This window comes from Novosphingobium barchaimii LL02 (assembly GCF_001046635.1).
Lineage (GTDB): Bacteria > Pseudomonadota > Alphaproteobacteria > Sphingomonadales > Sphingomonadaceae > Novosphingobium > Novosphingobium barchaimii.
The window spans coordinates 53,891-78,072 of the sequence record NZ_KQ130461.1; the positions used below are offsets into that span (position 1 = coordinate 53,891).

Below are 24,182 nucleotides of genomic sequence, written 5' to 3' on the forward strand. Positions count from 1 at the left end.
ATGGCTGCGAACGATCATGACAATGCGCCGCATGGCGACAACATCATTTCGCAGGGCGAGACGGTCGAGAACCGGCCCCTTGCGTCGGAGCCGGTGCCCGATCCGGAAGACATTGAGCGGCAAAGCGAGCGCCAGGCGAAGATTGCCGCCCTGCCGAACAGGTCGATCGACCCCAAAAAGGCGGTCGTTCTCGCTGCGGTTGCCTGCGGCGCGATCGTGCTCGGTTTTAGCACCATCGACGCGATGCGGAGCGATCCAACCGAAAAGGCCGAGAAAGCGGAAAAGCCGGATGAAAGGCAACTCGCCAACTACGATCCGAAGTCAATCATAGCCCCAACGCTTGCCGATGCGCCGAATGATCCGAACGCCCCGGTGCCCATGACGGAAGTGCCGGCGCTTGATGGAAGCCAAGCGCCCCGCACGGGCGGCGCGAATGGCCGCCCCCAAAAGTCTGAGGGACAAGTCATCGCTGAGGCCCAACGCCGCGCCGGGATCATGGCCTATGGCGGCGAAAACGGCGGCGGGGTCGGTGGAGCGGTGGCAGCTGCCACCGGCCTGCCCATGGGCGGCGGCGCAGGAGGACAGGGCGCGCAGTTAATTGGTGCGTCGGCCGATGGGGATGGGCAAGGTGGATCGCGCCGGACCAATCTCGAAAACATGCGCCAGACCTCGCAAATCGATCGGGTGTCAGGCCGCGACATTGGCAACCGCGATATGCTGATCCTTGCGGGGTCGTTCATTCCGTGCGTGCTGCAAACCGCAATGGATTCCAGTCAGCCCGGATATGTCAGCTGCATCATTCCCCGCGACATTTATTCGGACAACGGCCGCGTCGTCCTGCTGGAAAAGGGAACGCGCGTCTTGGGCGAATATCAAACCGGCGTCCAGCGCGGCAAATATCGTCTCTTTGCGGTATGGAACCGCGCGGTCACGCCTCGCGGCGTGGCGATCGACGTAGGTTCGCCCGCCAGCGATGCGCTTGGCCGTTCAGGTATGGCAGGCGGCGTGAAGAACTTCTTTTGGGAACGCTTCGGGGCCGCGCTGTTGTTCAGCTCGCTCAACGATGCCGCCTCGATCGCCGCCTCGGAAGTCTCCGACGCGGATAATGTCACACGGGTTCCCAGCCAAGCATCGGACACGATTTTGCGGGACACGATGCAGATTCAGCCGGTGCTTCGCATCAATCAGGGCGCGGAAGTGGGGATCATGGTCGCGCGCGACTTCGACTTCTCCAACATCTACGGCCTTCGGCTTCGGCGCGGCCAATGAGCAATACGGCTGTCCTCGAAAACGCCTTGCTGCCGCTGCGCCCTCTGCTCGCGCGTGAGGACGTAACGGAACTGGTGATTAACAAGGCTGGCGAGGCGGCGATTGAAACGCGCGATGGGTGGTCCTGGGAGACATTGCCTGACCTCAACGAAAAGTCGCTGCTCGCGCTCGCGCGGGCAGCGGCGGCTTTCACGCATCAGGACATAAGCCAGTCCACACCAATCTGCTCCACAATCCTCCCCAGCGGTGAGCGTGTGCAGCTGGTTGTGCCGCCTGCTGTCCCTGCCGGCACGGTGTCCATCACCATCCGCAAACCGTCATCGGTGACGTTGACGATGGAGGACTTCGAGCGCGGTGGGCTGTTTAGCGAGACAAAGATCGCAACCCGGCAAGTCTCACCGCTCGATGTTGAATTGCGCGATCTGCTCGATGCAGGAAAACATGTCGAATTTTTCCAAAAGGCAGTTCAGGGCCGCAAAAATATCCTGATTTCGGGCGCTACCGGCTCGGGAAAGACGACGCTCTCTAAAGGGCTGATCCAGCTTATTCCGCCGCATGAGCGGCTGCTGACGATCGAAGACACGCGCGAATTGGTCGTTCCGCATCGCAACGTGGTCCACATGCTCTACGCGAAGGACAAGCAGGGCACCGCGAAAATCTCTGCAAAGGATCTTCTGGAATCGGCCCTGCGTATGCGGCCTGACCGGATACTGTTGCAGGAGCTGCGCGACGGCACCGCGTTCTTCTATCTCCGCAACGTCAACTCAGGCCATCCCGGCTCGATCACGACGATCCATGCGGACTCGGCCGAACTCGCGTTCGAACAGCTGACATTGCTGGTCAAGGAAAGCGAGGGCGGCGCCGATCTGGCCCGTGACGACATTCGCAGCCTGCTCAAGCTGCTGGTGGATGTGGTCGTGCAAACCAAGAAGGTCGAAGGCCGCTTTCGCGTGACGGAGATATATTTTGATCCAGAAAACAGGCTCTAACAGGCTCGCGCTGGCCCTTGTCCTCCTTCCGATCACACTGCTGCTGATCGGCCTGCTGACCGGGACGGTGGCGTGGTTCTTTCTCAAGATGCCCGCCGCGGCTTATGATCCGCTCAGGCTCCCCGGCTTCTTCTGGTATTACCGCCATGATCCTGTCGTGACCGAAGCGCTCTGGCGAGGCGCGGTCATAGGCGTGCCGCTGCCGGTGTTGCTTATGGCGATCGTCCTGCGGCCGAAAAGGAACCTTCACGGTGAAGCCCGCTTCGCGCGCGAAGGCGAAATCCGCAAGGCGGGCCTTCGCGCGAAAAAGGGCATTGTGCTCGGCCGCGTCCGCAACCGCTTCCTTATGGTGGGCAAGATGGAGCATGTATTGCTCGAAGCGCCTACCGGATCGGGCAAGGGCGTTGGCATCGTCATCCCCAATCTGTTGCAATGGCCGGATTCGGTTGTCGTGCTCGATATTAAGCGCGAGAACTATGAAATCACGGCGGGTTTCCGCCGCAAGGGCGGCCAAAAGGTTGTGCTGTTCAACCCTACGGACAGAGAAGGCCGCACAGCCCGCTACAATCCGCTTAGCTACATCAACAGGGCCGATCCAATTGAGGTCCTGGTCGAATTGCAGAAGATCGCCACGATGCTCTTCGTGCCCCCGGAGAAGGGCGAGGCATTCTGGACGGAATCAGCGCGCACGGCCTTTGTCGGCATTGCATCGTGGATCGCGGCCAAGCCTGAACGTCCCTTCTCGTTTGGCGAGATATACCGGACCATCACGATGCCGGGGATGAAGGCATTCTTCACCAAGGAAGCTGGCGATAGTGCACTATCGGAAGGGTGCCGCGCCGCGCTGAGCGATTTTACGTCCAGCGCGGACAACACATTCACCGGCATTATCCAGACCGTCACCTCCAAGCTCAATCTCTGGATCAATCCAATTGTCGATCGCGCGACGGCCGAAAGCGACTTTTCCCTGACGGACCTTCGCCGCATCCCGACCTCGATCTATCTCGGTGTCTCGCCGGATGAACTCGATAGGGTCGCGCCGCTCTACAATCTGTTTTTCCAACAGCTGATCGACCTCAACACGCGGCAACTGCCCGACGATGGTGAAAAGCTATCCGTGCTGCTCATTCTGGACGAATTTGCGCGGCTCGGCCGCGCCCAGGTCATTGCCAATGCGTTCTCCTATGTGCGCGGCTATGGGCTGCGTCTGCTCCCCGTCATCCAGTCCCGCTCCCAGCTGCGGAATGTCTATGGTGAGCATGGCGCGGACGAAATCGTATCAAACTGCGGGGTCGAAATTGCTTTCACGCCGAAGGAGCTGCGGGTCGCAAAGGAACTGTCCGAACGCCTCGGCTATCTTGGTCAGGATGCGGAAAGCCGGTCCCTGACGATACATGGATTGCTCGCCAATCGAAGCAAGACGATCTCCGAACAGCGCCGCGCGCTGATGCTCCCGCAAGAGCTGATGCAGCTGCCCGAAGACGATATACTCGTCATCCGGGGCGGCATCCCCGTCATTCGCGGGAAGAAAATCCGCTACTTCAAGGATGCCGTGTTCCGCTCGCGCTTGACGCCTGCGCCGGAAGTGCCGGCGCTGCCCAAGCCGGTCGCGCCGATCGCGGCCGTCGATGATCTGAGCGATGAAGAGCTGGCGGCTTTCAATGATTATTCCGCACTGGCCGATGACCAGGTGCAGGACATTCCCGAAGACGTTCTCGCCCTCGATCGCGATATGCCGAACCTGACAGTGAAGGACGGCAGCATGGCTTTCGATGAAATCAACTTCGACGACATTATTGGTCCCGACCCGACGAAAGAGGAGTGGGAAGGTCAGCGCCGGGATCTAGTTCTGAGTGAAGGAGAAGAATATGGCCGATAATGACAACAGCGAACGCCAAGCAAAGACGCCGCGCTCCTACGAAATTCTTGGCCCTGGGAACAGCAAGGAAACCTTTGCGAGATTCCCCGATGCCATGAAGGCATTTGCCAAGCTGGAAAACCAATATGACCACGCGCTGACGATGCAGAAAGGCGGAAAAACCGCTTATCTGGCGTCCACGGATTGGCGCAATGATGGGTCCACGCCGGTTGCGCAATATCTGACGCCGGCTGTCGAAGAGTATAATAAGGCGCTGAAACGCGGAGCGCCTGCCGACGAATTGCGCGGACACGAAAGCAGAGTGCGGGCCGACCTTAATGCGTGGCCCCGGCAAGCGAAGCGCGAAGCGGCTCCGACCGCATCGGCCGATAAATCGCTCAATATCCATGAGGGTGAGCGAGCCAGGGCGGAGAGCAAAGACGGTGCTGCGCCCGCGAAAGCTGAGGTTCCATCGAAGGCAGCGCCAAAGGATGACAAGCAAGTTGACGACACACGCTTGGCTCTGCCCACGCAGCTCGAACGCAAATATCTGCGCGTTGGGAATGATCTTTTCCGTAGCGGCCGCGATGACAAGCCCGATATGTCGATCAAGGGCCAAGACGGCATTCGCATCAACAAGGACTATGCCATTGGCGATGCTATCGCGATCGCGAAGCACAATGGCTGGCAGTCGATCCGTGTTCATGGAAGCGACGAATTCAAGAAGGCGGTCTATCTGGAAGCGGCGCGATCGGGGGTCGAAGTGAAAGGGTTCAAGCCGTCTGAACAGCTTAAACTTGAGGGAGAAAGGCTGGCGGCGCGAGATAAGGCCCGCGAAGCACAAGACCCGGCAAAGAGAGCGAGCATGGCAAAGCAAGACCCCTCAGAATCTCGTGCTGCGGCCGAACAGTTCCGGCGCAATTCGCATCGGGATAATGCGGCCAACCCGCAATTCAAGGCCGCGCAATCGCACGTCCTGGCGGCAGCGATCGAAGCGAAAACCCGGTTCACCCAAAAGGAAGACAGGGATCGCTTCATAGAGCGGGCCAAGGAAACTGTCGCCAAGCGTATTGAGGTTGGCGCGCCGGTCCCTGCTGCCCGTTTCGAGCAACAGCGCCAGAACGAGGCTACCCGCATAGCGCGCGAGGATTTGACGCTGCGCCAGCAGGAAAGGAAGCCGTCACGCTCGCGCTAAGTGCATGGCACATGCTTTTTGGAAACAGGAAACCGCACGATGAACATTCCCCGGCCTGATCCGGTGCCATCGAGAGGCGTGTCCGATCTCGATCGTCACATTGAAACCTTGCTTCGCGTGATTCATTCCAGAAACCTCGCTTGGTCTGATCTAAGCGAAGTGGGTAAACAGGTAGAACGCCCTCTGACGGACGTTGAGCAATTGCTTACAAATGTGGGCGACGACGCCCATGAAATCACCCTTGCTACCGAGACGATCATAACAGCCCTCAAGCTGCAACGTGATGCGCTCGCGATCCAAAGCTCTCGCCGTAGAGCACGCTTCGGCTCGATGCTCCTGCTCATGATCCCCGTGTTCTTCGTAGGTTTGATGATTGGCGCATCATACGGGATAGATGAAGGTCGGGCGCGGGAGCGTGAAGCCTTAAAGTATCCGATGATACCCCAGCTGTCCGTAGATCGTGGCGGGCTCAAAACTGACGGAAGGTAGAGCGGTGGCAGCTGCCACCGCTTGCGATCTCTTGATGGGCTATGGCCTCATGAGGCACGATGAAGAAATCTGACAGGGCAAAGAAACAAACCGCCAAGGTAATCGAGGCGGCTGCACGCGCCCATGAAGCTCTCGATTATTTCAACGGCAACGTCACAAATCCGTTCGATGAGTTAACATGGCCCAGTATTGCCGAAGGTTATCTTCTAGTCGCGCAGAAGGCGGTATCAGACGCCTTGGTCGCTTTGGAACGCGCAAACAGCGTTGGCTGGACCAAGCACGGCCAGTAACTATCGTCCTGGCCCTTCCCGCGAACGATCGCGGTTCCTAGATCGTTCGCTCTGCCGCTTCCGCTCCATCGCGGCTACCGATCGCTCATGAATTGTAGGCGTTCGCCCTGCCCCCACAAATTGCCGCACCTGGTCGGCAAGCTGGCGGTCAGCTGGATCGCTGCTTGCCTCAAGGCGCTTGGCGGCGGCTAGATAGCGGTGTTGCGTCTCAGTCCATGCCTGCCGCCCGCGCACCACGAAATCCGGAGCGGTGGACCGCCCCGCCAGCTGGTCTCGCGCGGCCGCAGTGATCTTCTGATTGGCAAACGGTGCAGGTGCGGTGCCGGCCATGTAGCGCTGCCGCATCCGATTCAGGGCCATGCTTTGACCAGCTCGGCCGACACCGCGCGCTGCGCGAGGCGTTGCCTCGGCAGTAACCCCCCTCGCCCGCAATTCCTCGGCAAAGCGCTCCCGGTAATGATGCAGCGTTTGAGGTCGCGGGTTGAAGCGTTTCCCCGTGTCACCGCGCGCTGCAACCGTCACATGCACGTGAGGCCGTGGTGTGTCCGTATGCAGCGCCAGGACGTAATCCCACTCATGCCCGATCTCGCTCCGCGCGACTTCGCGCACCGCTGAAAGAACCTTGTCGGGGTCTGTGCCTGCCGGCATCGAAAAAACCATGCTCACGGCGGCTACGGTAGAATTGTCACGCCAATAGACAGGATCGCCCCAATCGCGCGCCAGCGCCGCCCGATCTTCCTTGTCAGTCAGAATGTCGCCATCGCGCGTTTCAAGCGGCACATCGCCTTTTCGGCCGATATAGTCGAAATGCGCAGCCGCGTGGTTCTTGCCCTTCGGCCTGCCCGTAACCTTGACCATGACCTCCGGAGCACGGCTGACAATGCGAGCAAGCCGCGCCCGGGTGCTCCCGCCCTGGCCTGCTCGCCTCGAACTAAGCGAGCGCAGCAACATGTCGGCGCCGCGCCTGTTCGGGTCGCTGGTCAGCTTTGGTTTGAACAGCGCGGCGAGCTGGCCCGCCTCAAAGCTGCTGTCAAAGTCGCTCACCGGGCACCTCCCAATAGACAAGATCGGCCTTCGTGGCTGCACCGATACCTTCGACGGCCGCGCCGATCGCCGCGCGCAGGTCGTTGACCTTATGCAGCTCGCCGGCGATCTCCGCTGCATTGTCCGCCAGCGCCATCTTGTTCGCCGCTCGGGCGATCTGATTCACGTTGCGGCCAATGCGCTGTAACGCCTGACGGCAATTCAACAGCTCTTCGCGCAACTCGCGATCGACAGGCGCGGCAATGCCGATGTGTCGCCGCACAAGAGCCATCGCCCAGGTCGCCGGGGTCATGCGGCGCTCCTTTGCGCGATGGCGGATCACGGCCAGTTCGGTTTCGGTGGGCCGAAGATAAAGGCGGTGCTCGCCAGCGGCCTCGCGGTCGGCAACAGGCGCGGCCTCGATGGCCGCCCCGGACTGCCTGAGCACCGCGTCAACCAGCTGACGCATGAAGGGGCCGCGCCCTCCCCTCGTCTGCGCGAGCGCGTCGATCTTTGCGAGCTTGGCCGCCTCGATCTTGAAGCCCAGCGTCTTTTCCATGTGGGGTAGGTATCTCCCAACCGTGAAGCGCGATCCGATAGGATTGAGCGTATCGGTTAACATTAGCCGCCGCAAGGCTTATCCTGCCATAAAGTAGATACCTACCCCACAAACAAAAAGCGGTGGCAACTGCCACCGCTTCAAAATTCCACGCCGCCTCAATGCTGAGTGAACGTGGACGGTAAAAGCTATCAGAAGTCGAAGGTTTGGGGCGCAGCCTCGCCGTCGAACCGAACCGTGACCTGGCCGCTGAGAACAATCCCGCGACGGCCCTGAATGATGATGGCCGGTGCGTCGTTGGCCTCTTTCGGCTGACGGGGGGTGCGCGGCTTGTGATCGGAACGCTCGGCAAGCGCAGCGCCCTCCCCTTCCCGCTCGTCGTCGCCGGCATCCAGTTCGGGCCGCTCCCGACGCTCATCTGCTGCACTGGTGGCAGCTGCCACCGGCGCGCGCGATTCTTGGGGCAGCGCTGAATCGTCATTCGGTTTAGCGGCGCCGGCCTGAGCGCTCTCTTCATCGGGACCGCCTTGGAGCGTGGCAAGAAACTGCTCGCAGGCGGCGGCTGTCGGATTTTCATTCGTGACCACGAAATTGCGCGTGGCCTCCTCGTCCAGCTCGATCGCGTGTTTGATGGCGACGGCGGCGCGCGGAGAACAATTCTTCAACGCGGCAAGAATGTCCTCGGGCAAGGTGCGCAGCGAGTAGAGGCGCTTCACTTCCGAATGCGGCTTGGCGATGCGCGCGGCTAGATCCTTTGTCGAAAGCGTGTCACTGACGCGGCTCGCGATGAAACTGACGCGCTCGGCCAGACTTAGGGCTTGGCGTTGTTCGTTCTCAAGAAACTGGTCGAGGCCAATATCGCGTTCGGCGTCGGCCTGATCCAGAACGGTGTCGATCTGGTCGAAACCAAGCTGGCGGCACGCGCGGTAGCGCCGCTCGCCGTATCGGATGATGTAGCGGCCGTTCGATGTTGGCGCGACGACGATGGGTTGCAGCAAGCCGCGGTCCTTGATGGTCGCGGCCAGTGCATCAATCTCGGCCTGGTCGAACTCCCGGCGAACCTGCGCGGGGTCTGGATCAATGTCAGCGAGCGGAAGGCGCTGAAACCGCCCAGCTGCCTTGAACTCGGTATTCGCGGGGACGGCCGAAAAATCCATCGCGTCCATATCGAAGTCGGCAAAGCTCTTCTTCGCCGGTTTGACAGCTGCCTTGCTCATGCGGCTTCCCTCTCAGCTTGATCGACAATGTAGGAGACGACTTCGCGCAGGACCGGCGCGCTGCGGCGCGTATCCTTGGCAAGTCGCCACACGGGAATTTCGAGAAGGGCCGCCTCGCGCATATGCTCGCGGTGCGGGATGGTATGCGGGACAACATTGGCGGGTAGCGCCTGCCCGATCCGCTCCATGAGCATTTTAGACACTTCACTCGTCGTCTGCACACGATTGAACACGATCCCGAAGCGGGTTTCGTTGCCCTCCCCCCGAACCTTATTGGCAAGGCTGATGCTTTGCGAAATCTCGTTGAGCGATTGCCGTGCGGTTTTGTCGGGGTCTAAAGGCACCGCGACATAATCGGATGCGATCAGCGCCATAAGGTTGCGGCCATCCCAAGCCGGGGCCGTGTCGATCACGCAATAGTCGTAGTGCTTGGCAAGGCCGGCACGAATGGCGCGAACATAGGCGGCGATGTGCTGGCCCTGCTGCGGGCCGTCAGTCGTCAGTTCGACCACTTGCCTCGTGTTCTTGAAGCAAGCCAGCGCCGGAGGTTCCTCGACGGGGGCGAAGTCGAGTATCGACTGAACCGGCCCGATCTGCTCGAACTCGGCTTTCAGCATTCCGGCACTGTGGCATTGCTTGTCCAGGTCAAGGACCACGACACGCTTGCCCTGCTCGGCCAGATGCCACGCGATATGACAGGTAAGCGTGGTCTTGCCGATGCCACCGCGCTCATTAGTCACTACGATTGTTCGCATTGAGAATCCCTTCAATGGCTGCGCCACGGGCTACTTGTGCCAGCGGTTATGGGCGGCGCTATTTCCCGATCCGAAGCGATACTGCGACTGCATATACCATGGGTTCGGATCGTCATTCAGGTGAAGGCCCTTGCGCTTGCGACGCGGGCTGGTTGGTTCGGTCGGTGGATCTTTGCCGAAGATAGCCGCCAGCACGAAAGCTGCGACCACGGCCACGCCCCACCAGCCAAAGGCAGCGTGGGCCAGCGTGGCGACAATAAGAGCCACGATCAGCATGAGCGCGCCAGCTGCGATCAGCAGGATAAGCCACGCCAAAAGCATAGCCGTCCGTAGCGCGCTTGCTGCACGCCGGAGTTTGCTGACGATCTGACGGCGCATAGTGACCTCCTAAGCTGTGCGGCTCTCGCCTCGATCGGAGCCGATCAGCTTAGGGAAAGGCTGCTCCCTAAAGATGTTCGGCACTTGAGTTCGCAGTGCGTGGGACATTCGGAGCGCCGTTATCAAAGTGGCGTCCTGCCTGCCGTTCTCGATGGCGGCGACTGTTTCAGGTGAGACGTGAATCCTCGCCGCCAGCTCGGATTGCGTAAGTCCGGCAGCGATGCGCAAGCTCGCTACACGATTGAACAGTTTGGCCGCCACAAATGCCTCGCAAAATTAAACCCTATTATCGTTAGGGTCTATGAGAGGCATTGTCCACAAAAAAGGGCGGCCGCTAGGCCGCCCGTCTTATGGGGAAAGGGAGGGGGCTTAATCAGCCCCGCCCCTCGTCAGGATGCCCAGCCCCTCAGCGATCAGGTCCACCGAGTAGCGGGTTTCGCCATTGCTCTCGTAGCTGTTCTGGCGGACCCGTCCGGTGATGTGAACGAGGTCGCCCTTGCCCAGATCAGCGGCGCGCTCTGCCAGCTGGCGGAAGAACGTCACACGGTTCCAGTGCGTATCGGTCTTCCATTCATCGCCATCCTTGCGGTTGTAGTTCGCGGCGACGGAAACGTGGGTGACTTTATCGGTCGTATCGACACTGCCAACGCGGCCGATGATCCGAAATTCAGCGATGTTCTGCATGGTAGTCTCCTTTGGATAAGCGTTGCTGACGGATTTTTTGCGGCGGAGCTGAGCCACGCGGGCAAGCTGAAAATGGGAGGGTCCGCTTGCGGAAACCCAAGGCCGAAGGCCGGTTTTCTGCTTGCCCGCATTAGTGGCGATGCGCAGTTCGTATCCGTCAGACAGCAACGCCCAAAGGAAACCGCCCGAGTAGATGCAGCAATTTGGACTGGCGGTGGTGGCAGCTGCCACCGGCCATTGGCGCCCATAGGTCGCTGCGCTCGATCGGCATGGGGGCGATTGGAAAACCCTGTCGCGGCTCCGCCGCTCTTTCCCTGGCTGGCAGTCCGTTGACGCGGGCAGGGGACTGCCGGTGGCAGCTGCCACCGGCGCGAAGCCGAACAGAAAGGGCAATCAGCGTTTCCGCTCACGGTGATTTCGCTGAGGGCTGGGTTCTTGCACCTGGGCGGCGCGATGCGCCGCCCATACTCGCTTGACTGTGCTGCGGTCGCAATCGGCCAGCTCTGCCGTTTTGGCAATGCTCTTGCCCGCCTCGCGCAATGCCACAATGCGGGCGTGCGTTGCCCGATCGCCTTTGCGCCCTCCGCTGCGACCTGCGGCTTTTGCCAAGGCGATACCCTGGCGCTGTCGCTCGCGGCGATCGGTGTAATCGTCGTGGGCCATCTGTAAGGCGATCTTCAAGAGCATCGCCTGAACAGATTCGAGCACGATGCGGGCGATGCCATCGGCATCGGCCGCGAGGTCGGACAGGTCCACGACGCCGGGAATGGCAAGTCGCGCGCCTCGCGCACGAATTGTCTCAACCAGCTGCTCAGCCTCGGTCAAGGGGAGACGACTTATCCGGTCGATCTTCTCCGCGATCACTACTTCGCCGGGTTGAAGATCGGCAATCATTCGCAAAAGCTCGGGGCGGTCGGCGCGGGCACCCGATGCCTTCTCTCGATAGACCGCCGCGACATAGTAGCCTGCGGCCTTTGCTTCGCCCACGATCGCGTCTTGGCGACGCAAATCCTGCGCGTCGGTGCTGACGCGCAGATAGACGCGGGCAATCTGTGGGGCAGGGGAAGGAACGTTCTCAGTCAGCAAGGTCAGGCCCCTCGGGCGGCGATGAGCGAAGCTTGGCAATGCCTGCGTCCGCTTGTGCGATTTCAATTCCGCACTGGCGCGCTCTTGCGCGCAATCGCTCAAGCTCAGAATTGCGGGGGAGAAACATGCGAATGACCCGGTTCCGTCCTTCTAGCGCGATTATGCGCTGCGCAAGATAAGCCGCCTCATCATTCAAGGCCTGGTGCTGTTCCTCCGCCTTGCGTAGCTGGCGCTCCCACGCTCGCTTTCGAGCTTTCGCGCGCCGCCTTTCATCGCGGTGTCGAGCATCAATCCTTTTTTGGTCCTGCTCTCTGGCCGCTGCTTCGGCCGCGCTAGCGGCAACTTCCTCTTCCCGCGCCCTATCAGCATTTCGCTTCGCAATGAGCGCATCGAGCACGGCCGCGTCCGTGCCGAGATTGTTCATCACCCATCGCATCCGTCTGTAGGCCTTTGCTTCGATCTGTCCGATCGAACCAGGCGAAAGCCCCACCACACTTGCCACTGTTCGCTGCGTTTGCGCTTCCCCCTCGGGACCACCAATCCTTAGGCGCACAATTTGCTCTTCTCGCGGTTCGAGAGTTGCTAGCAGTTTGTCCATAATGTGAGGATCGTTGATCCGCTCGATCGCGCTGCCGCCGAGGCTATCAGCCGAAGCCGTTGCGCTATGGTTCGCCGTCTTGGCAAGCTTCGCATTAAACAGCGCGATCGGTGACTGCATGTTCATTATCCCATGTTCCAGCACGAACATGGCGCACAATCTATACCATCTGCGCTAGGCGCGAAAGCCATGGCGCAAATAGCTTCTAGAGCAACCCTATTGCGCCATGCTGCCCGTGCCGACATTCTGCGCCTAGCCAGAAGGACGCGAACACGATGCCAACCATATACCTGAAACGAACATCGCCGTTGATGGCCCAGCTAGGGGCCAACATCGCTCGCGAACTAAAGAAACTAGGCATAACTCAAGGGGAGTTGTCCGAACGCTCGGGCGTTGCGGCGTCACATATTTCATACATGGTGCGCGGACATGGTAATCCAACGCTTGCTACCTTGGAGAGCCTTGCCGATGTTTTCGGATTATCGGTTGTCGAATTATTGGCAGCGGATAGCACTTCCCGCGATAAGTCCTGAAAGGCAGTCGCTTAATTTGATCGGAACAATCTATGTCCAGTAACCCGCCCCGCGAATTTGACCGACTGCTACAAGATGCGCCGCTGGTGCGGGCAATGGGGGGAGCACTCTCGATGTTTGCCACGCTGCTTGCGCGCCAAGGCATTGTCGAGGCGAGCGAGGTTGCAAACTTGCTGGGTATCTATGCGGTCGCCACAAGCGAAGTCGATAATGAAGAGGGCATGATCTTGGGATGCTGGGCAGCTATGATCCGCGACGTGGCGGAGCAACAGCGCACAGCTACTCGCAAATAACCCCGGCGCGCACGGCGCTAAGGGGCCGGTCACGGCCCTTGGCGGCGGGCGTCAGCGCGCCGCCTTGGCGGCGAGGTCGCGCAGGCCGTAGCCGTCGGTCTTGTTGCGGGCGGCGTCCGCCACCTGGCGGACGATGTGCACCATGAAGCTGCGCCGGTTGGTGCGGCTGATGCACGAGAATCCGGCCTGCAAGGCGATTGCCTGCACCTCGTCCACGGGGCGTTTGTCCAGGACGCGGTAGGCGTCGCCGAGCTTGCCGCTGCGGGTGGCTTCGACCAGGGCACGGGCTGCCGTCTCGGTGTCGTTGCTCATGGCGTGGCTCCTGTCTCGGATTGCGGGTGCGGTGGCCGGTTCCCCGGCCACCGCTGCGGGCCGCTAGGCGGCTGCGGCTAGTCAGCACGGCCACGGTGACTCCACCTGCGGGGGTCGTGGATCCTAACCCCGGCAACAACAGCTCAACGGCACGCCTGGTGGTGGTGCAGCAGAATGATGGAGCTGGTTGTAATGCAGGGAATGAAGGGGTGAGCTGTGCGGAGCATGCTACGCGGCCGCCGGCCGGAGCTGCGAACAAGGAACCCGACGCCGGCGCAACGCCGGGGTCGCGATAGGCGAACCAGGCCGCCCCGAGGGGCGGCTTCGCTTAAGCGCTTAAGTCGTGCCGGGTCGGGGCGGATCGCGTCCCTCGCAAACTAGTCCGCGCAGACGGCGACCCGGCTCATTGTCATCGGGCCTCCACCGAATCCCGGCGTCGCGCGATTGACCCAGCGAACCTTCTTGCAGCTCGTCTTGCCGGTGCGCGTTGTCGCCCTCGGACGGGCGTCGGCCGGGGCTGCGCCAGCCTGCTCGTCCAGCCATCGGTTCGCTGCGGCGGGGCCGTCCCGCAGCATCCTGCGACGATACTCGGCCTTGTTTCTAGAGAAGGCGGCTTGCCGCTCGGCCTGCGAAACCTGCCGTGACGGCGTGGTACGCGGAGGCGCCTTGGACCTTCTCTCGCCAGGCCTGTCCGTCACCATGTCCTGTTGGTGACGACGCAGTGTTTCGTCTCGAACCGAGTCGAGATGCGTGCCTAGGTAATCCTGCGCTGCTACGGGGCCAGTGGTGGCAAGTAATGCCAGGACTAGAGCGATGTTCCGCATTGAATTCTCCTGCGTGTTTCGGAAGCCACGGCGCGAAGTGCTGTGCCTTACTGCCATCGTCCGCCCTCGGTTTCAACGAACGTCTCCGGCAAGTGAAAGGCTTGCAGGGCGACGGTCAGGGCGTCTTGGACGTCCGACCATTCGACGCCATCGGGGCCGTCAAGATAGGCGCGGATCAGCAGGCGGCACGCCTGCGCGGCCTTGGACGGGTCGGGCTTGATGGTGAGCGGACTGCGACGCTCGGCGAGTGATGCGGTCACTGTCGTTCTCCTGTCTTGGGGTAGCCGTGAGCCGCTTCGATCTTCTGGGCCAGCTCGGCCAGGTGTTCGGAATCAAGTAGATCCTCGGCGCTAAGATCGGCCGCGAAAAACTCGCTTCCGCTGGGTGGCGCGCGATCGACGGCGAAAGCGGTCAGATAGGGCCGCGCCTCGTCCGTGGCGATCCAGCGCCAGAAAGCATTGCCCTGGCCGAATAAACCGCTCTCGAACATATCGAGCCGTGCTTGTGCGAAGTCGGTCAATTTGCGTCTCCTGACAATCAGGCGGTTCGGCAAAAAAAGGGAGGCCGAAGCCTCCCTTTGTCTTACTGGAACAGTTTGATGAAAGCGGGCGCGAGGCCGATGACTGCGAGGACGAAACCGACGCTGCCGATGACCCAAGTTTGTGCCGTCAGCTTGCTTTCGATTCCCTTGTTCGCCTCCTGAACCTTCACGGCGATATACTCCTCAATAGCCTCTACAACTTCCGCTGCGGCGTCGTCGGACAGATTAGCCGCTTTCAGTGCTCTAAACAATTTGATGTGCATCCGGTTCTCCTTCTCGTTGGTGACGGGAGACACCCGGCATGGGCACCGGCGCCGGCTGTCAGGGACCGCGAAGCGGCCGCGTTAGCGGGCGGTGGGGGAGCCGATTTGCGCAGCAAATTGGGGGGACCGCCGATCCTTGAAAGCTGGCGCGCACCCATGCCAAAATGCCACGACACACAGAGAGAAGAGATTGCGCGGGGCGGGGTTCGATGCCCCGCCCCGCGCTCTGCATGGGGTGACTACACGAAAGTGACGCAACTGCACGGTAAGGGCGAACGGATAGCGAACGTCACGCGGCGAGCAAGGAGCTGACGGCGCGCAGCGGCCGCAAGGCATCCGGATCTGGGCGATCTTCGACATTCCAGCTATAGTCCCCTGTCAGCGAGATGTGCTCCCAGCCCAACGGTGCGATGTGGCGTGCGATCTCGTCGGGCGTACCGATGTCAGCCAACGCCATTTCGAGATAGCGGGTGTTCCACAGGATGATGGCGGCGACGAGCAGATTGAGGCCCGATGCCCGATAAGTCTGGTTCTCGAAGCGCCGATCACGCAGCTCGCCGAGTTGGTTGAAGAAGAGCGCGCGGGCGAGCGCATTGCGGGCTTCACCCTTATTGAGGCCCGCCTGGGTGCGCCGGCGCAGGTCAATGTCGCGCAGCCAGTCGAGCATGAAGATCGAGCGTTCGAGGCGGCCAAGCTCGCGCAACGCGAGGGCCAGTCCATTTTGTCGGGGATAGGCGGACAGCCGGCGGAGCATCGCCGAAGCGGTGACGGTGCCGGTGCGGATCGATGTGGCGAACCGCAGCAGTTCGTCCCAATGCGCGGCGACATGACCCAATGCGATCGGCTCGGCCGTCATGCCAGTGAGCAGCTGGCCAGATTCCTGGCCAGGCAGGAGGTGCAAGCGACGCTCCCTGATATCGCGGAGGCGCGGCGCGAAGCGGTAGCCGAAGAAAGGCATGAGGCCGAACACATGGTCCGATGCCCCGCCTGTATCGGTGTAGTGCTCCTCAATCGTCAGGCCGGTCTGATGATACAGCAAGCCATCCAGCACATAAGGCGCTTCGCCGGCAGTCGCCGCGATCACCCTGCTCGCGAAGGGATCATATCGATCCGAGACATGGGTGTAGAAGGCGACGCCCGGTTCGTTGCCGCTGCGTGCGTTGATGTCGCCGATCGCGGCCCCACGACCGCCAGCGTGAAATTGCTGTCCGTCGCTCGACGAAGTGGTGCCGTCTCCCCACAGCGCGGCGAGTGGCATGGCGCGATGGGCGTCGATCAGCCTTCCCAGCGCTTCGCCATAAGCGGCCTCGCTAATATGCCAGTCGTGAAGATGGGCGAGCTGACGCAGACTTGCGCCCCGGCAGGTTTCCGCCATGCGTGTGAGGCCGAGATTGATGCCATCGGCGAGGATGACCGTGAGCAGCGCATTGCGATCGTCGGCTTCCCGGCCCGAACGACGATGGATGAAGCATTCGCTGAACCCGGTCCAGGCATCGACCTCCAGCAGAAGATCGGTGATCTTCACGCGCGGCAGTCGATCATAGGCGGCGCGACGGGCAATCTCGGTGGCGGGCGGCGTTGCCGCCTTCAGCGGCGAGATGATGAGGCCGTTTTCGTCAAGCCTCACCTGGGGCAGCTCGCCCTGACGCGCGAGGATCGTCACCTGTTCGATCGCCGTGTCGAGCCTGGTGCGCCTTTCCTCGATATGGCGCTCGAAATCCGTTTCGATGGCTAGCGGCAAAGGCCCCTTCTCGTGAAGCGCCGCAAAGGTCGCCGGCGGGATGAGATAGCTGTCGAAATCGCGAAACTGCCGGCTTCCCGCGACCCAAATGTCTCCCGCTCGCAGCCGTTCACGTAGCTGCGACAGGGCGCATAGTTCATAGGCGGCACGATCGACGATGCCATCGCGCAGGACGAACGGCCGCCATGCGGACGGCACAAAGCGCAGCGGCACGCGATCAGGCAAGCGCCTTTTGCCGGTCTGGTAGAGCTCCGCGATGATGGCCAGCGCTGACAGGAGCCCCTGCACCGCACCGGCGCCGCGAAATTCAAAGGTGTTGAGAAAGGCACCGGCAAAGAGCTTCACAGTGCGATGCCGCTCGATCAATTCGGCCGTGCGATCGACGGTTTCCGGTCGCCCGAGCACTTCGGCCTGCTCGACGGCCACGGCGAAGCGCTGCCAGTCCAGCGCCTCGATCTGCGCCAGAAAATCCACGCCCTTGGTGCGCGCGTCGATGAGGAGCCGGCAAGATCCCGTGAGCGTCCGGAGATGGCCTTGCAGCTCGCGCACCGTCTTTAGGGCTTTGTCGCGAGTCCGGTTCTCGGCGCGGCGCGCCATGCTCCCCAACAGCTTGTCGAACATCGTCAGGGCCGCGTCGGTCAGGCTTTCCTCAAGGCGGATGCCGGTTGCCGCCAGTGTTGCATGTCTCCGTAGGGCATTGAGTTCGCCAAGGTGCTGGGGCGTGATGCGGCTGCCTTCGTCCGCCAGCCTGTCAAAAGTCAAAGCCGGGATCATGTCGGCACGGGCGCGATCGAGGCCCAGCGCGCGGACATAGGCGAGCCGTTCGATCAGGCGCAGGATGGTGCGCGCTGCCGGCGACTGTGGCGCATTGCGTAGCCAGGATAGCCATGTGGTGGCCTGCCCCGACCGTCGCGCCAGCAAATCGTCCAGGCCCTGTAGTGTGTCGGGCAGCAGGCCATTTGTGAGCACTTCATAGGTAAGCTGTTCAGCTTGCTGGCGAGCCCGTCGCAGTACCGCTTCGAGAATCGACGAAGAAGGCAGGAGGATCTGCCGACGGCGGAGTTCATCGACGATGACCCCTGCCATCTGGCCGGGATGGATGATGGTCTGCGCGATCGGGATCGAGAAGGCGACAACTTCACGGAAGGCGTCGCGGTCGAAGATCCTGAACCCGTGCGATCGTCGGATTTCAACGAGATGCTCGCGACGGGTCTGGTCCCGATGAGCATAGGCCGCAAAGGCTTCAGGCGCGATGTCGAGTTGCTGCGCTACATAGGCGAGCACAGGAGCGGGCGGGACTTCGCCCGCTTCCAGCGCACGGCCAGGCCATCTCATAGTGAGCAGGAGCATCGCGAAACCGAGCCGGGTGGCATCGCCGCGACGGCGGCCGACAATTTCCACGTCGTCGCTGGTCAGCGTATAGTGCCGCGCAATCTCGCGCTCATCGAGCGGCGCGCTATAATGCCCCGCCCAGATTTCCGGGCTCACCAGTCGCCGTCTCGCCACGCATCATCTCCTTCGCTTTGCGAGTCCGTCAGACGGTCCTCTGGCGGTCAGCATGAATATGTCCGTCAACTCTGGACCCGCGATGGCGATTCGGACAAGAATGCAAATTGATGGGAAAACGGACAGATTGGGACCGGTCGTGGCACTGATCGGCTATGCGCGGGTATCGACCGGCGATCAGAAGCTGGCGCTTCAGCATGACGCGCTGAATGTGGCCGGATGCGAGCGCATCTTCGACGACCATGCGTCCGGCGCCAAGACCGATCGGCCTGGCCTGGCCGAGGCGCTCGCCTATCTGCGTACCGGCGACACGCTGGTGGTCTGGAAACTCGATCGTCTTGGGCGCTCAATGAGCCATCTGATCGAGAAAGTCGGCGAGCTTGCGGCGCGCGGCATCGGATTCCGCTCGCTCACCGAAAACATCGACACTACCACTTCGGGCGGGATGCTGGTGTTCAACATCTTTGGCTCGCTTGCCCAATTCGAGCGAGATCTAATCCGGGAACGCACCCATGCTGGCCTCAAGGCCGCGCGCGATCGGGGTAACAAGGGTGGTCGCCGCCCTGTCGTCACCCCCGACAAGCTACGCAAGGCGCGGGCGCATATCGCAGCGGGCCTAACTGTTCGCGAAGCCGCCGCGCGCCTCAAGATCGGGAAGACAGCTCTCTACAAGGCACTGGAACAAAAAACGCCATGAACTTGGGAATTACCTGCATGCTGTCGGAACATCGAGCGTTGCTCCGCAAACTGCTATTGCCGCTACTCTGTGCCCTCAGCGGATGCGCCACGGTCCAAGATGGCGAGGCCGCAGATGCGCTAGAATATGCATGTGGAGACCTTGCCGTTGTCGGACGCATAGTGACGATTAGCTCAAAGGCCAGTCCCGGCTCCGATGGTCTGCCAAATTGGCGGAGCCAGTATAACCTTCAAGTACGGATCAAACGAGTGATCCAAGGTAAGGAAAACAGGCATATAGTTCCCGCATCAGCAATCGCTCATGCGCAGATACGCGATGATCGGGACTTTCTGGCTGTTCTTCGTCCCGATGGGGAAGGTGGCTACACCCTCATGACAGCCAACCTGTGGGCATATCGTCCGAAAATAAGCGGACCGTGTTCGTAGCGGAAATCTGCCCGCCACATGTGTTCGCTATCCGTTCGCCCTTAGCGTGCAGTTACGTCACTTTCGTGTAGTCACCCCTGCATGGCACCGAGATCATCGGTTTCGCCCAGCGGGCGAAAGGGGGCGGGGTTAGCCCGCCCCTCCGGCGTCAGCCGGATTGGCCGCGCTTCGCCTTGGCCGCCAGCACGACCGCGACGACTTGCGGATAGACGCATTCGCCGCGCTCGATGTTGCGGATGCCGGGGCCGTCGAGCACGTCCTTTATACGGTCCTCGATGATCTGGCCCAGCTCGGCCGCAACCGCCTCGATGTCAGCACTCGTCTTGCCGATAAACATCGGGTCTTTCGGCCACATGCTTTCCGCGTCGAAATGATCCTTATCGTTCAACGCGGTCGCCAGCGCCTCGATCGCAGCATTTCCAAGCGCACGCTCGAAAGCCAGCTGAGCGAACAGACGATGAGACATAACAACCTCCTTGTTGCCGGAATTGGCAAGGCCAAGGGGAGGGCAGCGCCGGGTCGGGTCAGGGACCGCGAAGCGGCCGCGCTAGCGGGCGGTGGGGGAGCCGATTTGCGCAGCAAATTGGGGGAACCGCCGATCCTTGATGCGGCCTGGTGCAGCCCTCATGCTAGGAAGACACTGACGGGGGGATTTAACAAACTAACGCCCGCCCATCGAGCGGACCTTCACCCTGCGCCGTCTCGCGCCCGAACGATCGCGCTGTATTCCAGCAGCGTTTGCCGGACATTCTCATCATCCACCACATTGAGCGCATGGCCGGTGGCCGATGCCTGATCCGTCCGCATTTCGAGCCAAGCGATCCGCGCCGCGTTCGGCGCTACGCAACCATGCTCGAGCGCGATCTGCTCACTGTAACCGGCGATAACGTCGTTGATGGCCTCAAGGGCCGCCTCATAGGCGATGGCCTGATCTTGGGTCCACAAGGGCGCTGTCGGTGAGAGGGCAGTCACCTTGCCATATAGAGAGGGCAACTGGTCTCCCGGCAAGCGCAAACTACGCCATTTGCGCTTGCCGAGAGTGGGCGGCCCTACCGGGGGGCTTGGGCCGTTGCTGGGCCTATAATCCTCAAACTCACAACGCCAAATGGCGTTGGATAGATTGAAAGGGCGGCGCGACAAACAGATGCCCCCTCGAAGCGCATCGTGCGAAGTTGCGCATGGACCGCGACAATTCTCGCTCTCAGTTGTCGCTCAACCAAGCGAGCTGCTGACCGATTCCAAGCCCCTCCATCGGAACCGATGCGCGCCGTTCGATCTGCGGCCAAAGGGGATCGCGATAGTTGCGGCCTGCGAGAACGATCAGCGGCGCGGCGGCGTCGATCTGCTCGGCCATTGCTTCGATCACGCGCGCGCCCCAAAGGCGGCGCGCGCCTGCCTTCATCGCGCCTAGCGTTTCGTCATAGGGCGCGATGACGGTTTCCGGGGCGATCAGGCCATGCTTTGCTGACAGGATGAACCATGCGCCGCCCTGTCGTTCGACATAGGCACGGGCCTTCTGGAACCATGGCGATGCGTAAAGATCGCGCGCCGGGGCGGGGCGGTCCAGCTTCGCAGCAACGCAAGCGACAAGGAAAACCGGAGACGGGGACGGGGGAGGGTCGATGACAGACGGCGGCGCTGCCTCAAGATCGGCAATGACGGTGCAGCGGCCCCATTTCTGCAATTGGCGCTGCCATCCTTTCGGCGGTCCTTGGCGCTCGGCAACGTGGCTAAGGGTCGGTCCACCGAACAAGTCGGGTTGCTCCCCGATGCGCTGCACCGGGGGAACGTAGCGAGGTTCGCGGATGCAATGGCGGGCCATGCTCGATCCCCTCAAAAGGCGAAAGCGGTCTGGCCGCTCGCCTCGGTAAAGCTGGCGCTATCGCCTGCCGCGTAACGGTCGCGGCCCATGGGGGACCATTGCAGATGCCCGGAACGGTCATAGGAAAACCAACCATCCTCGATCCCGATGATGAAAGACCATGCCTTATCCTCGGCGCAAGGTCCGTGAAGATTGATCGGCCAATGCTCGGCCCCGCGTTCCTGCTGGCAGGGCGACGGCGCGGAAAAGCTGCGAAGCAACGCGGCGCGGTCGGTCGGCTCGGTAGCTCCCATTTCCCGCATGATCTGGCGGGCCTCGACGGTGCTGATGTGGCCGCTCGCCTTCCTGTCGGCGTGGTCCGAATAGCGAAGGCCATAGACAACGGCATTGAAGATATTGCGCGGCTCGGTGAACTCCTGCGTGGCGAGCAATTCGCGCCATTTCCCGGCGCTGATAAGGTCCACCGCATGATGCCAGAGCGAATGAACGCGGTTGCTGTAGCCGTGGCGGTTCGTCACGCCATCGCGGGCGATCTCGATCCCAAGCGCACGCTCGACGTGTTGCACGAAAGGATGGGCGGCAAGCAAAGGATGGCGAAGGCCGATCTTGCGCGGCTCGTCCTGCTCTGCGCGGATGACCTCGATGGGGAACTGAAACAGGCGCGACGGCAGATTCCACGGCGCGGAAAGGGGAAAGTCGCGGGGCACATCAAGCGCCCCGTTAATGTCCAGCACAAAGCCGTTTGGCGCGAAGCCTGCGGCAATGATCTGGTCGCCCAGCTGGTCGGCCTGCGCGGTGCGTATCGCGGCGGCGGCGCTCATGCGCTCAACTCCGCATAGGTGGCGCTGCACTCGTAGCGGATCGCATCGCCATCCCACATAGGACCGCAAACGCCCTTGAATTTCGGTGCGCCCTGCAACTCAGGCCGCTGGCTCGGATTGCTGTCGTAACCGCTGCATTGAAGCCCCTCGACCGCTGCCCGGCTGACGATGGTTTCAAAGGTCGCGCCCTCGATCTCGATCCGGTCAAAGTCCTGCTCGGTCTGGCGGTAGATACGGATTTTCATGGGCTTTCCCTTCCTAATTGAGCCGAAGGCGATGACGGGTCATCGACTTCTGCCGAAAGCGGGCGACGCTGGGCCGGGGAATGCCGCAAACGGGGCCGATCAGGGGGGAGGGGGATCACCCGCCCTGCACGGAGCGCAGCGAAGGAAGGGCGGGGAAACCCGCCTGGTCGCCAAGCGGAGCCGCGCAGCGGCGGAGACGGTCTAGCCCTTGCGGCAGGGGGCAGGAACAGGCCCCAAACGCGACAAATCAGCGCGGCGGCTTGCCGCCTCAATCTGCGCCAGGACAGGCGGTGGCAGCTGCCACCGCCTGCACCGATCAACCCGGCTTGCGGATCGCAAGCAAAACAGTGTTCACGTTGGTTCCGGCGTGGGCGAAAGAACCGGGGGGAAGGTCGATCCATTTGCGACCGTGGAAATAGATCGCCTCGCAACCAGCGATCATGCGGTGTAGCGCCTTGTGGCGCTGATCCTCGCCATACTCTGCCCGCGCGCTCATGATTGCCACCAGCACGCCTCCCGGTTTGAGAAAGGCGAGGGCATGGCGCACATGGTCACAGTCGCGGCCTCGATCAAAAGGCGGGTTCATTATCACCGCGTCGAACGGTGCGTAATGGGCCGGGTCCAATGCGAGAAAATCGCCCTCGATCGCATCGGCAAAGCCGTGGATTACGCGTAGTTCGTGGGCGAAGCCGGGTTGCAGCTCCACGCAAGTTACATCGGCACCAGCGTTGCGCGCGGCCGAAGCAAGCGCGGCCTTTCCCGCGCTAGGCTCTAGAACGCGCTGGCCTGTGCTGATCCTCGCATGTTCGATGACCTGGGCGGCGATCTCCGGGGAAGTCATGAACGCGCCGAAGTTCTTAGCGGGCGTGATATGATAGGCCGGGGCCGCTTCTGCCTCGGTCGTCTCATAGCCATCACCGATAGCCTCGCCGTAATATTCCGCGAGCAACAGATTCACGCTCTGCAGAAGGTCGTCACGCTCGAACCATATGTGCAGATTCCCATTCTTGAAGACGCGAACGCGGAAATAGTCGCCCTCGATCACGGTTGGCAGCGATCCGCGCACGCGTGCCGAATCGGCAACCTGTGAGGCGATGCTGTGGCCCTCTGAAACCGGGGGCTTTTCGTCCAGTTCCAGAAAGACGCGCTCCACGTCCCGCAACGTGTCGCGGCGCTCGTAGCGGTCCCATGATCCCCATTCGTTCAAGGCGCGGTCGATGATGAGACGCGCGCCGATCTTGAAACCGTTGTGCGAGCGAAAGCGGCGATCCAGCTTGGCGAAGACGTTGGCGATGCCGCGCAAATAAAGGTCGCGCCGGTTGGTCCAGATATTCCCGAAAGTGGCGGCGCAGTTGTCGGGCGTGAACGGCACGGGATCATCGCGCAAGCCGTCATGAAACTCCTTGCGGGCCTGCTGATCTAGCAGCTGGTCAAAACCCAGCTGCTCCATGAGGGCCGCCCAGCACCGGCGGTCCATCGTGTGCGTCAAGACGCGCTCGAAATTGTCGCGTGCGTCGATGGTCTTGCGCGCTCCCGTCTCCTTGTCGCGCTGGTCGATAGGCTGCGACTGGATAAAAGCGCGGGTCAACGTGTCCTCGGTCCAGTCGCGGCCACATGACAGCGACAGTGCGCCGCCAAGGGTCAGGCGGGCCGCCTCGTCGCGGGTTGCATGGTAGGTGTCATAGAGGCTGAGCCAAAGGGCTATGGCCTTGTCTCGGCCGTCGCAAATATCCGCGATCTGCGCGGGCGTCATAAGCTCCTGGCCCATG

The 24,182-nt window shown here is 61.6% G+C and carries 30 protein-coding genes; 9 read left to right on the forward strand and 21 right to left on the reverse strand.

Annotated features, from left to right (window positions below; all coding sequences use genetic code 11):
• Genes virB10 through V474_RS23320 form a run of 6 tightly spaced genes read left to right on the forward strand, consistent with a single transcriptional unit; the run spans position 1 to position 6,090 of the window.
• Positions 1-1,269: a type IV secretion system protein VirB10 gene (gene virB10 / locus V474_RS23295; RefSeq protein ID WP_059153601.1), complete on the forward strand. Its 1,269-nt coding sequence runs from the start codon at positions 1-3 to the stop codon at positions 1,267-1,269.
• Positions 1,266-2,258, forward strand: a complete 993-nt coding sequence (gene virB11 / locus V474_RS23300) for a P-type DNA transfer ATPase VirB11 (protein WP_011627746.1) — start codon at positions 1,266-1,268, stop codon at positions 2,256-2,258. The genes virB10 and virB11 overlap by 4 nt, the downstream gene beginning before the upstream one ends.
• Positions 2,236-4,137 (forward strand): type IV secretory system conjugative DNA transfer family protein, encoded by a 1,902-nt coding sequence (locus V474_RS23305; RefSeq protein WP_059153602.1) that lies wholly within the window; start codon positions 2,236-2,238, stop codon positions 4,135-4,137. Before virB11 ends, V474_RS23305 begins: the two co-directional genes overlap by 23 nt.
• Positions 4,127-5,311 (forward strand): LPD7 domain-containing protein, encoded by a 1,185-nt coding sequence (locus V474_RS23310; RefSeq protein ID WP_020819804.1) that lies wholly within the window; start codon positions 4,127-4,129, stop codon positions 5,309-5,311. Before V474_RS23305 ends, V474_RS23310 begins: the two co-directional genes overlap by 11 nt.
• A 39-nt stretch (positions 5,312-5,350) precedes the next feature.
• Positions 5,351-5,800, forward strand: a complete 450-nt coding sequence (locus tag V474_RS23315; RefSeq protein ID WP_021245547.1) for a hypothetical protein — start codon at positions 5,351-5,353, stop codon at positions 5,798-5,800.
• A 59-nt stretch (positions 5,801-5,859) separates the two neighbouring features.
• Entirely contained in the window at positions 5,860-6,090 is a 231-nt protein-coding gene (locus V474_RS23320; RefSeq protein ID WP_020819802.1) for a hypothetical protein, read from the forward strand.
• On the opposite strand, the gene V474_RS23325 is transcribed toward V474_RS23320, so the two are convergent.
• From V474_RS23325 to V474_RS23365, 9 genes are all read right to left on the reverse strand, one after another.
• Entirely contained in the window at positions 6,091-7,134 is a 1,044-nt protein-coding gene (locus V474_RS23325) for a relaxase/mobilization nuclease domain-containing protein (RefSeq protein ID WP_021245546.1), read from the reverse strand.
• Positions 7,121-7,672, reverse strand: coding sequence for a plasmid mobilization relaxosome protein MobC (gene mobC / locus V474_RS23330; RefSeq protein WP_021245545.1), 552 nt, complete (start codon positions 7,670-7,672; stop codon positions 7,121-7,123). Before mobC ends, V474_RS23325 begins: the two co-directional genes overlap by 14 nt.
• Before the next feature lie 191 nt (positions 7,673-7,863).
• Entirely contained in the window at positions 7,864-8,889 is a 1,026-nt protein-coding gene (locus tag V474_RS23335; protein ID WP_059153603.1) for a ParB/RepB/Spo0J family partition protein, read from the reverse strand.
• Entirely contained in the window at positions 8,886-9,644 is a 759-nt protein-coding gene (locus V474_RS23340) for a ParA family protein (RefSeq protein WP_197524567.1), read from the reverse strand. The genes V474_RS23335 and V474_RS23340 overlap by 4 nt, the downstream gene beginning before the upstream one ends.
• Positions 9,645-9,674: 30 nt before the next feature.
• Positions 9,675-10,022 carry a hypothetical protein gene (locus V474_RS23345; protein WP_228168057.1) on the reverse strand — a complete coding sequence of 116 codons (348 nt, stop codon included), beginning with the start codon at positions 10,020-10,022 and terminating at the stop codon, positions 9,675-9,677.
• A 9-nt stretch (positions 10,023-10,031) separates the two neighbouring features.
• Positions 10,032-10,283, reverse strand: a complete 252-nt coding sequence (locus tag V474_RS23350; RefSeq protein ID WP_059153604.1) for a helix-turn-helix transcriptional regulator — start codon at positions 10,281-10,283, stop codon at positions 10,032-10,034.
• A gap of 108 nt (positions 10,284-10,391) precedes the next feature.
• Positions 10,392-10,706, reverse strand: coding sequence for a single-stranded DNA-binding protein (locus V474_RS23355; protein WP_030540874.1), 315 nt, complete (start codon positions 10,704-10,706; stop codon positions 10,392-10,394).
• 393 nt (positions 10,707-11,099) lie between these two features.
• Positions 11,100-11,792, reverse strand: a complete 693-nt coding sequence (locus tag V474_RS23360) for a recombinase family protein (protein ID WP_030540873.1) — start codon at positions 11,790-11,792, stop codon at positions 11,100-11,102.
• Positions 11,782-12,540 carry a sigma factor-like helix-turn-helix DNA-binding protein gene (locus V474_RS23365; RefSeq protein ID WP_051768229.1) on the reverse strand — a complete coding sequence of 253 codons (759 nt, stop codon included), beginning with the start codon at positions 12,538-12,540 and terminating at the stop codon, positions 11,782-11,784. The genes V474_RS23360 and V474_RS23365 overlap by 11 nt, the downstream gene beginning before the upstream one ends.
• Before the next feature lie 125 nt (positions 12,541-12,665).
• On the opposite strand from V474_RS23365, the gene V474_RS25295 reads away from it, so the two are divergent.
• Positions 12,666-12,923 (forward strand): helix-turn-helix domain-containing protein, encoded by a 258-nt coding sequence (locus tag V474_RS25295; RefSeq protein ID WP_008827847.1) that lies wholly within the window; start codon positions 12,666-12,668, stop codon positions 12,921-12,923.
• A 32-nt stretch (positions 12,924-12,955) separates the two neighbouring features.
• The gene (locus V474_RS23370) at positions 12,956-13,216 is read left to right on the forward strand and encodes a hypothetical protein (RefSeq protein ID WP_228223103.1); all 261 of its coding nucleotides are present in this window, start codon (positions 12,956-12,958) and stop codon (positions 13,214-13,216) included.
• Between the two features lie 51 nt (positions 13,217-13,267).
• Here V474_RS23370 and V474_RS23375 read toward each other — a convergent pair whose 3' ends face one another.
• From V474_RS23375 to V474_RS23400, 6 genes are all read right to left on the reverse strand, one after another.
• Positions 13,268-13,528 (reverse strand): hypothetical protein, encoded by a 261-nt coding sequence (locus tag V474_RS23375; protein WP_030540871.1) that lies wholly within the window; start codon positions 13,526-13,528, stop codon positions 13,268-13,270.
• Positions 13,529-13,905: 377 nt separating this feature from the next.
• Entirely contained in the window at positions 13,906-14,352 is a 447-nt protein-coding gene (locus V474_RS23380; protein ID WP_030540870.1) for a hypothetical protein, read from the reverse strand.
• Positions 14,353-14,399: 47 nt separating this feature from the next.
• Positions 14,400-14,612 carry a hypothetical protein gene (locus V474_RS23385; protein WP_059153606.1) on the reverse strand — a complete coding sequence of 71 codons (213 nt, stop codon included), beginning with the start codon at positions 14,610-14,612 and terminating at the stop codon, positions 14,400-14,402.
• Positions 14,609-14,872, reverse strand: coding sequence for a hypothetical protein (locus V474_RS23390; RefSeq protein WP_037471423.1), 264 nt, complete (start codon positions 14,870-14,872; stop codon positions 14,609-14,611). The genes V474_RS23385 and V474_RS23390 overlap by 4 nt, the downstream gene beginning before the upstream one ends.
• Before the next feature lie 62 nt (positions 14,873-14,934).
• Positions 14,935-15,156, reverse strand: coding sequence for a hypothetical protein (locus V474_RS23395; RefSeq protein ID WP_004213291.1), 222 nt, complete (start codon positions 15,154-15,156; stop codon positions 14,935-14,937).
• A 289-nt stretch (positions 15,157-15,445) separates the two neighbouring features.
• A complete protein-coding gene (locus V474_RS23400; protein ID WP_039859054.1) occupies positions 15,446-18,403 on the reverse strand; it encodes a Tn3 family transposase in 2,958 nt (985 codons plus the stop codon).
• A 139-nt stretch (positions 18,404-18,542) separates the two neighbouring features.
• Here V474_RS23400 and V474_RS23405 point away from each other — a divergent pair, with 139 nt between their 5' ends.
• Positions 18,543-19,100, forward strand: a complete 558-nt coding sequence (locus V474_RS23405) for a recombinase family protein (RefSeq protein ID WP_031290454.1) — start codon at positions 18,543-18,545, stop codon at positions 19,098-19,100.
• 573 nt (positions 19,101-19,673) lie between these two features.
• On the opposite strand, the gene V474_RS23410 is transcribed toward V474_RS23405, so the two are convergent.
• From V474_RS23410 to V474_RS23435, 6 genes are all read right to left on the reverse strand, one after another.
• Positions 19,674-19,991: a hypothetical protein gene (locus tag V474_RS23410; protein WP_006953908.1), complete on the reverse strand. Its 318-nt coding sequence runs from the start codon at positions 19,989-19,991 to the stop codon at positions 19,674-19,676.
• Between the two features lie 221 nt (positions 19,992-20,212).
• Positions 20,213-20,470 (reverse strand): hypothetical protein, encoded by a 258-nt coding sequence (locus V474_RS23415; RefSeq protein WP_008831892.1) that lies wholly within the window; start codon positions 20,468-20,470, stop codon positions 20,213-20,215.
• Positions 20,471-20,726: 256 nt separating this feature from the next.
• On the reverse strand, positions 20,727-21,347 hold the full coding sequence (locus V474_RS23420; protein WP_030541642.1) for a DUF6884 domain-containing protein: 621 nt from the start codon (positions 21,345-21,347) through the stop codon (positions 20,727-20,729).
• A gap of 11 nt (positions 21,348-21,358) precedes the next feature.
• The gene (locus tag V474_RS23425; RefSeq protein WP_008831890.1) at positions 21,359-22,168 is read right to left on the reverse strand and encodes a hypothetical protein; all 810 of its coding nucleotides are present in this window, start codon (positions 22,166-22,168) and stop codon (positions 21,359-21,361) included.
• Positions 22,165-22,413 (reverse strand): hypothetical protein, encoded by a 249-nt coding sequence (locus tag V474_RS23430; protein WP_030541643.1) that lies wholly within the window; start codon positions 22,411-22,413, stop codon positions 22,165-22,167. The genes V474_RS23425 and V474_RS23430 overlap by 4 nt, the downstream gene beginning before the upstream one ends.
• A 316-nt stretch (positions 22,414-22,729) precedes the next feature.
• Positions 22,730-24,181: a DUF4942 domain-containing protein gene (locus V474_RS23435; protein WP_231634371.1), complete on the reverse strand. Its 1,452-nt coding sequence runs from the start codon at positions 24,179-24,181 to the stop codon at positions 22,730-22,732.
• Position 24,182: the final 1 nt, after the last annotated feature.

What these genes read in the sequence shown, in the direction of transcription:
- virB10 (WP_059153601.1), top strand. Translation starts at nt 1, where the DNA reads ATGGCTGCGAACGATCATGACAATGCGCCGCATGGCGACAACATCATT.
- virB11 (WP_011627746.1), top strand. Translation starts at nt 1,266, where the DNA reads ATGAGCAATACGGCTGTCCTCGAAAACGCCTTGCTGCCGCTGCGCCCT.
- V474_RS23310 (WP_020819804.1), top strand. Translation starts at nt 4,127, where the DNA reads ATGGCCGATAATGACAACAGCGAACGCCAAGCAAAGACGCCGCGCTCC.
- V474_RS23315 (WP_021245547.1), top strand. Translation starts at nt 5,351, where the DNA reads ATGAACATTCCCCGGCCTGATCCGGTGCCATCGAGAGGCGTGTCCGAT.
- V474_RS23320 (WP_020819802.1), top strand. Translation starts at nt 5,860, where the DNA reads ATGAAGAAATCTGACAGGGCAAAGAAACAAACCGCCAAGGTAATCGAG.
- mobC (WP_021245545.1), bottom strand. Translation starts at nt 7,672, where the DNA reads ATGGAAAAGACGCTGGGCTTCAAGATCGAGGCGGCCAAGCTCGCAAAG.
- V474_RS23335 (WP_059153603.1), bottom strand. Translation starts at nt 8,889, where the DNA reads ATGAGCAAGGCAGCTGTCAAACCGGCGAAGAAGAGCTTTGCCGACTTC.
- V474_RS23340 (WP_197524567.1), bottom strand. Translation starts at nt 9,644, where the DNA reads ATGCGAACAATCGTAGTGACTAATGAGCGCGGTGGCATCGGCAAGACC.
- V474_RS23345 (WP_228168057.1), bottom strand. Translation starts at nt 10,022, where the DNA reads ATGCGCCGTCAGATCGTCAGCAAACTCCGGCGTGCAGCAAGCGCGCTA.
- V474_RS23355 (WP_030540874.1), bottom strand. Translation starts at nt 10,706, where the DNA reads ATGCAGAACATCGCTGAATTTCGGATCATCGGCCGCGTTGGCAGTGTC.
- V474_RS23365 (WP_051768229.1), bottom strand. Translation starts at nt 12,540, where the DNA reads ATGTTCGTGCTGGAACATGGGATAATGAACATGCAGTCACCGATCGCG.
- V474_RS25295 (WP_008827847.1), top strand. Translation starts at nt 12,666, where the DNA reads ATGCCAACCATATACCTGAAACGAACATCGCCGTTGATGGCCCAGCTA.
- V474_RS23370 (WP_228223103.1), top strand. Translation starts at nt 12,956, where the DNA reads ATGTCCAGTAACCCGCCCCGCGAATTTGACCGACTGCTACAAGATGCG.
- V474_RS23375 (WP_030540871.1), bottom strand. Translation starts at nt 13,528, where the DNA reads ATGAGCAACGACACCGAGACGGCAGCCCGTGCCCTGGTCGAAGCCACC.
- V474_RS23380 (WP_030540870.1), bottom strand. Translation starts at nt 14,352, where the DNA reads ATGCGGAACATCGCTCTAGTCCTGGCATTACTTGCCACCACTGGCCCC.
- V474_RS23395 (WP_004213291.1), bottom strand. Translation starts at nt 15,156, where the DNA reads ATGCACATCAAATTGTTTAGAGCACTGAAAGCGGCTAATCTGTCCGAC.
- V474_RS23410 (WP_006953908.1), bottom strand. Translation starts at nt 19,991, where the DNA reads ATGTCTCATCGTCTGTTCGCTCAGCTGGCTTTCGAGCGTGCGCTTGGA.
- V474_RS23420 (WP_030541642.1), bottom strand. Translation starts at nt 21,347, where the DNA reads ATGGCCCGCCATTGCATCCGCGAACCTCGCTACGTTCCCCCGGTGCAG.
- V474_RS23425 (WP_008831890.1), bottom strand. Translation starts at nt 22,168, where the DNA reads ATGAGCGCCGCCGCCGCGATACGCACCGCGCAGGCCGACCAGCTGGGC.
- V474_RS23430 (WP_030541643.1), bottom strand. Translation starts at nt 22,413, where the DNA reads ATGAAAATCCGTATCTACCGCCAGACCGAGCAGGACTTTGACCGGATC.
- V474_RS23435 (WP_231634371.1), bottom strand. Translation starts at nt 24,181, where the DNA reads ATGGGCCAGGAGCTTATGACGCCCGCGCAGATCGCGGATATTTGCGAC.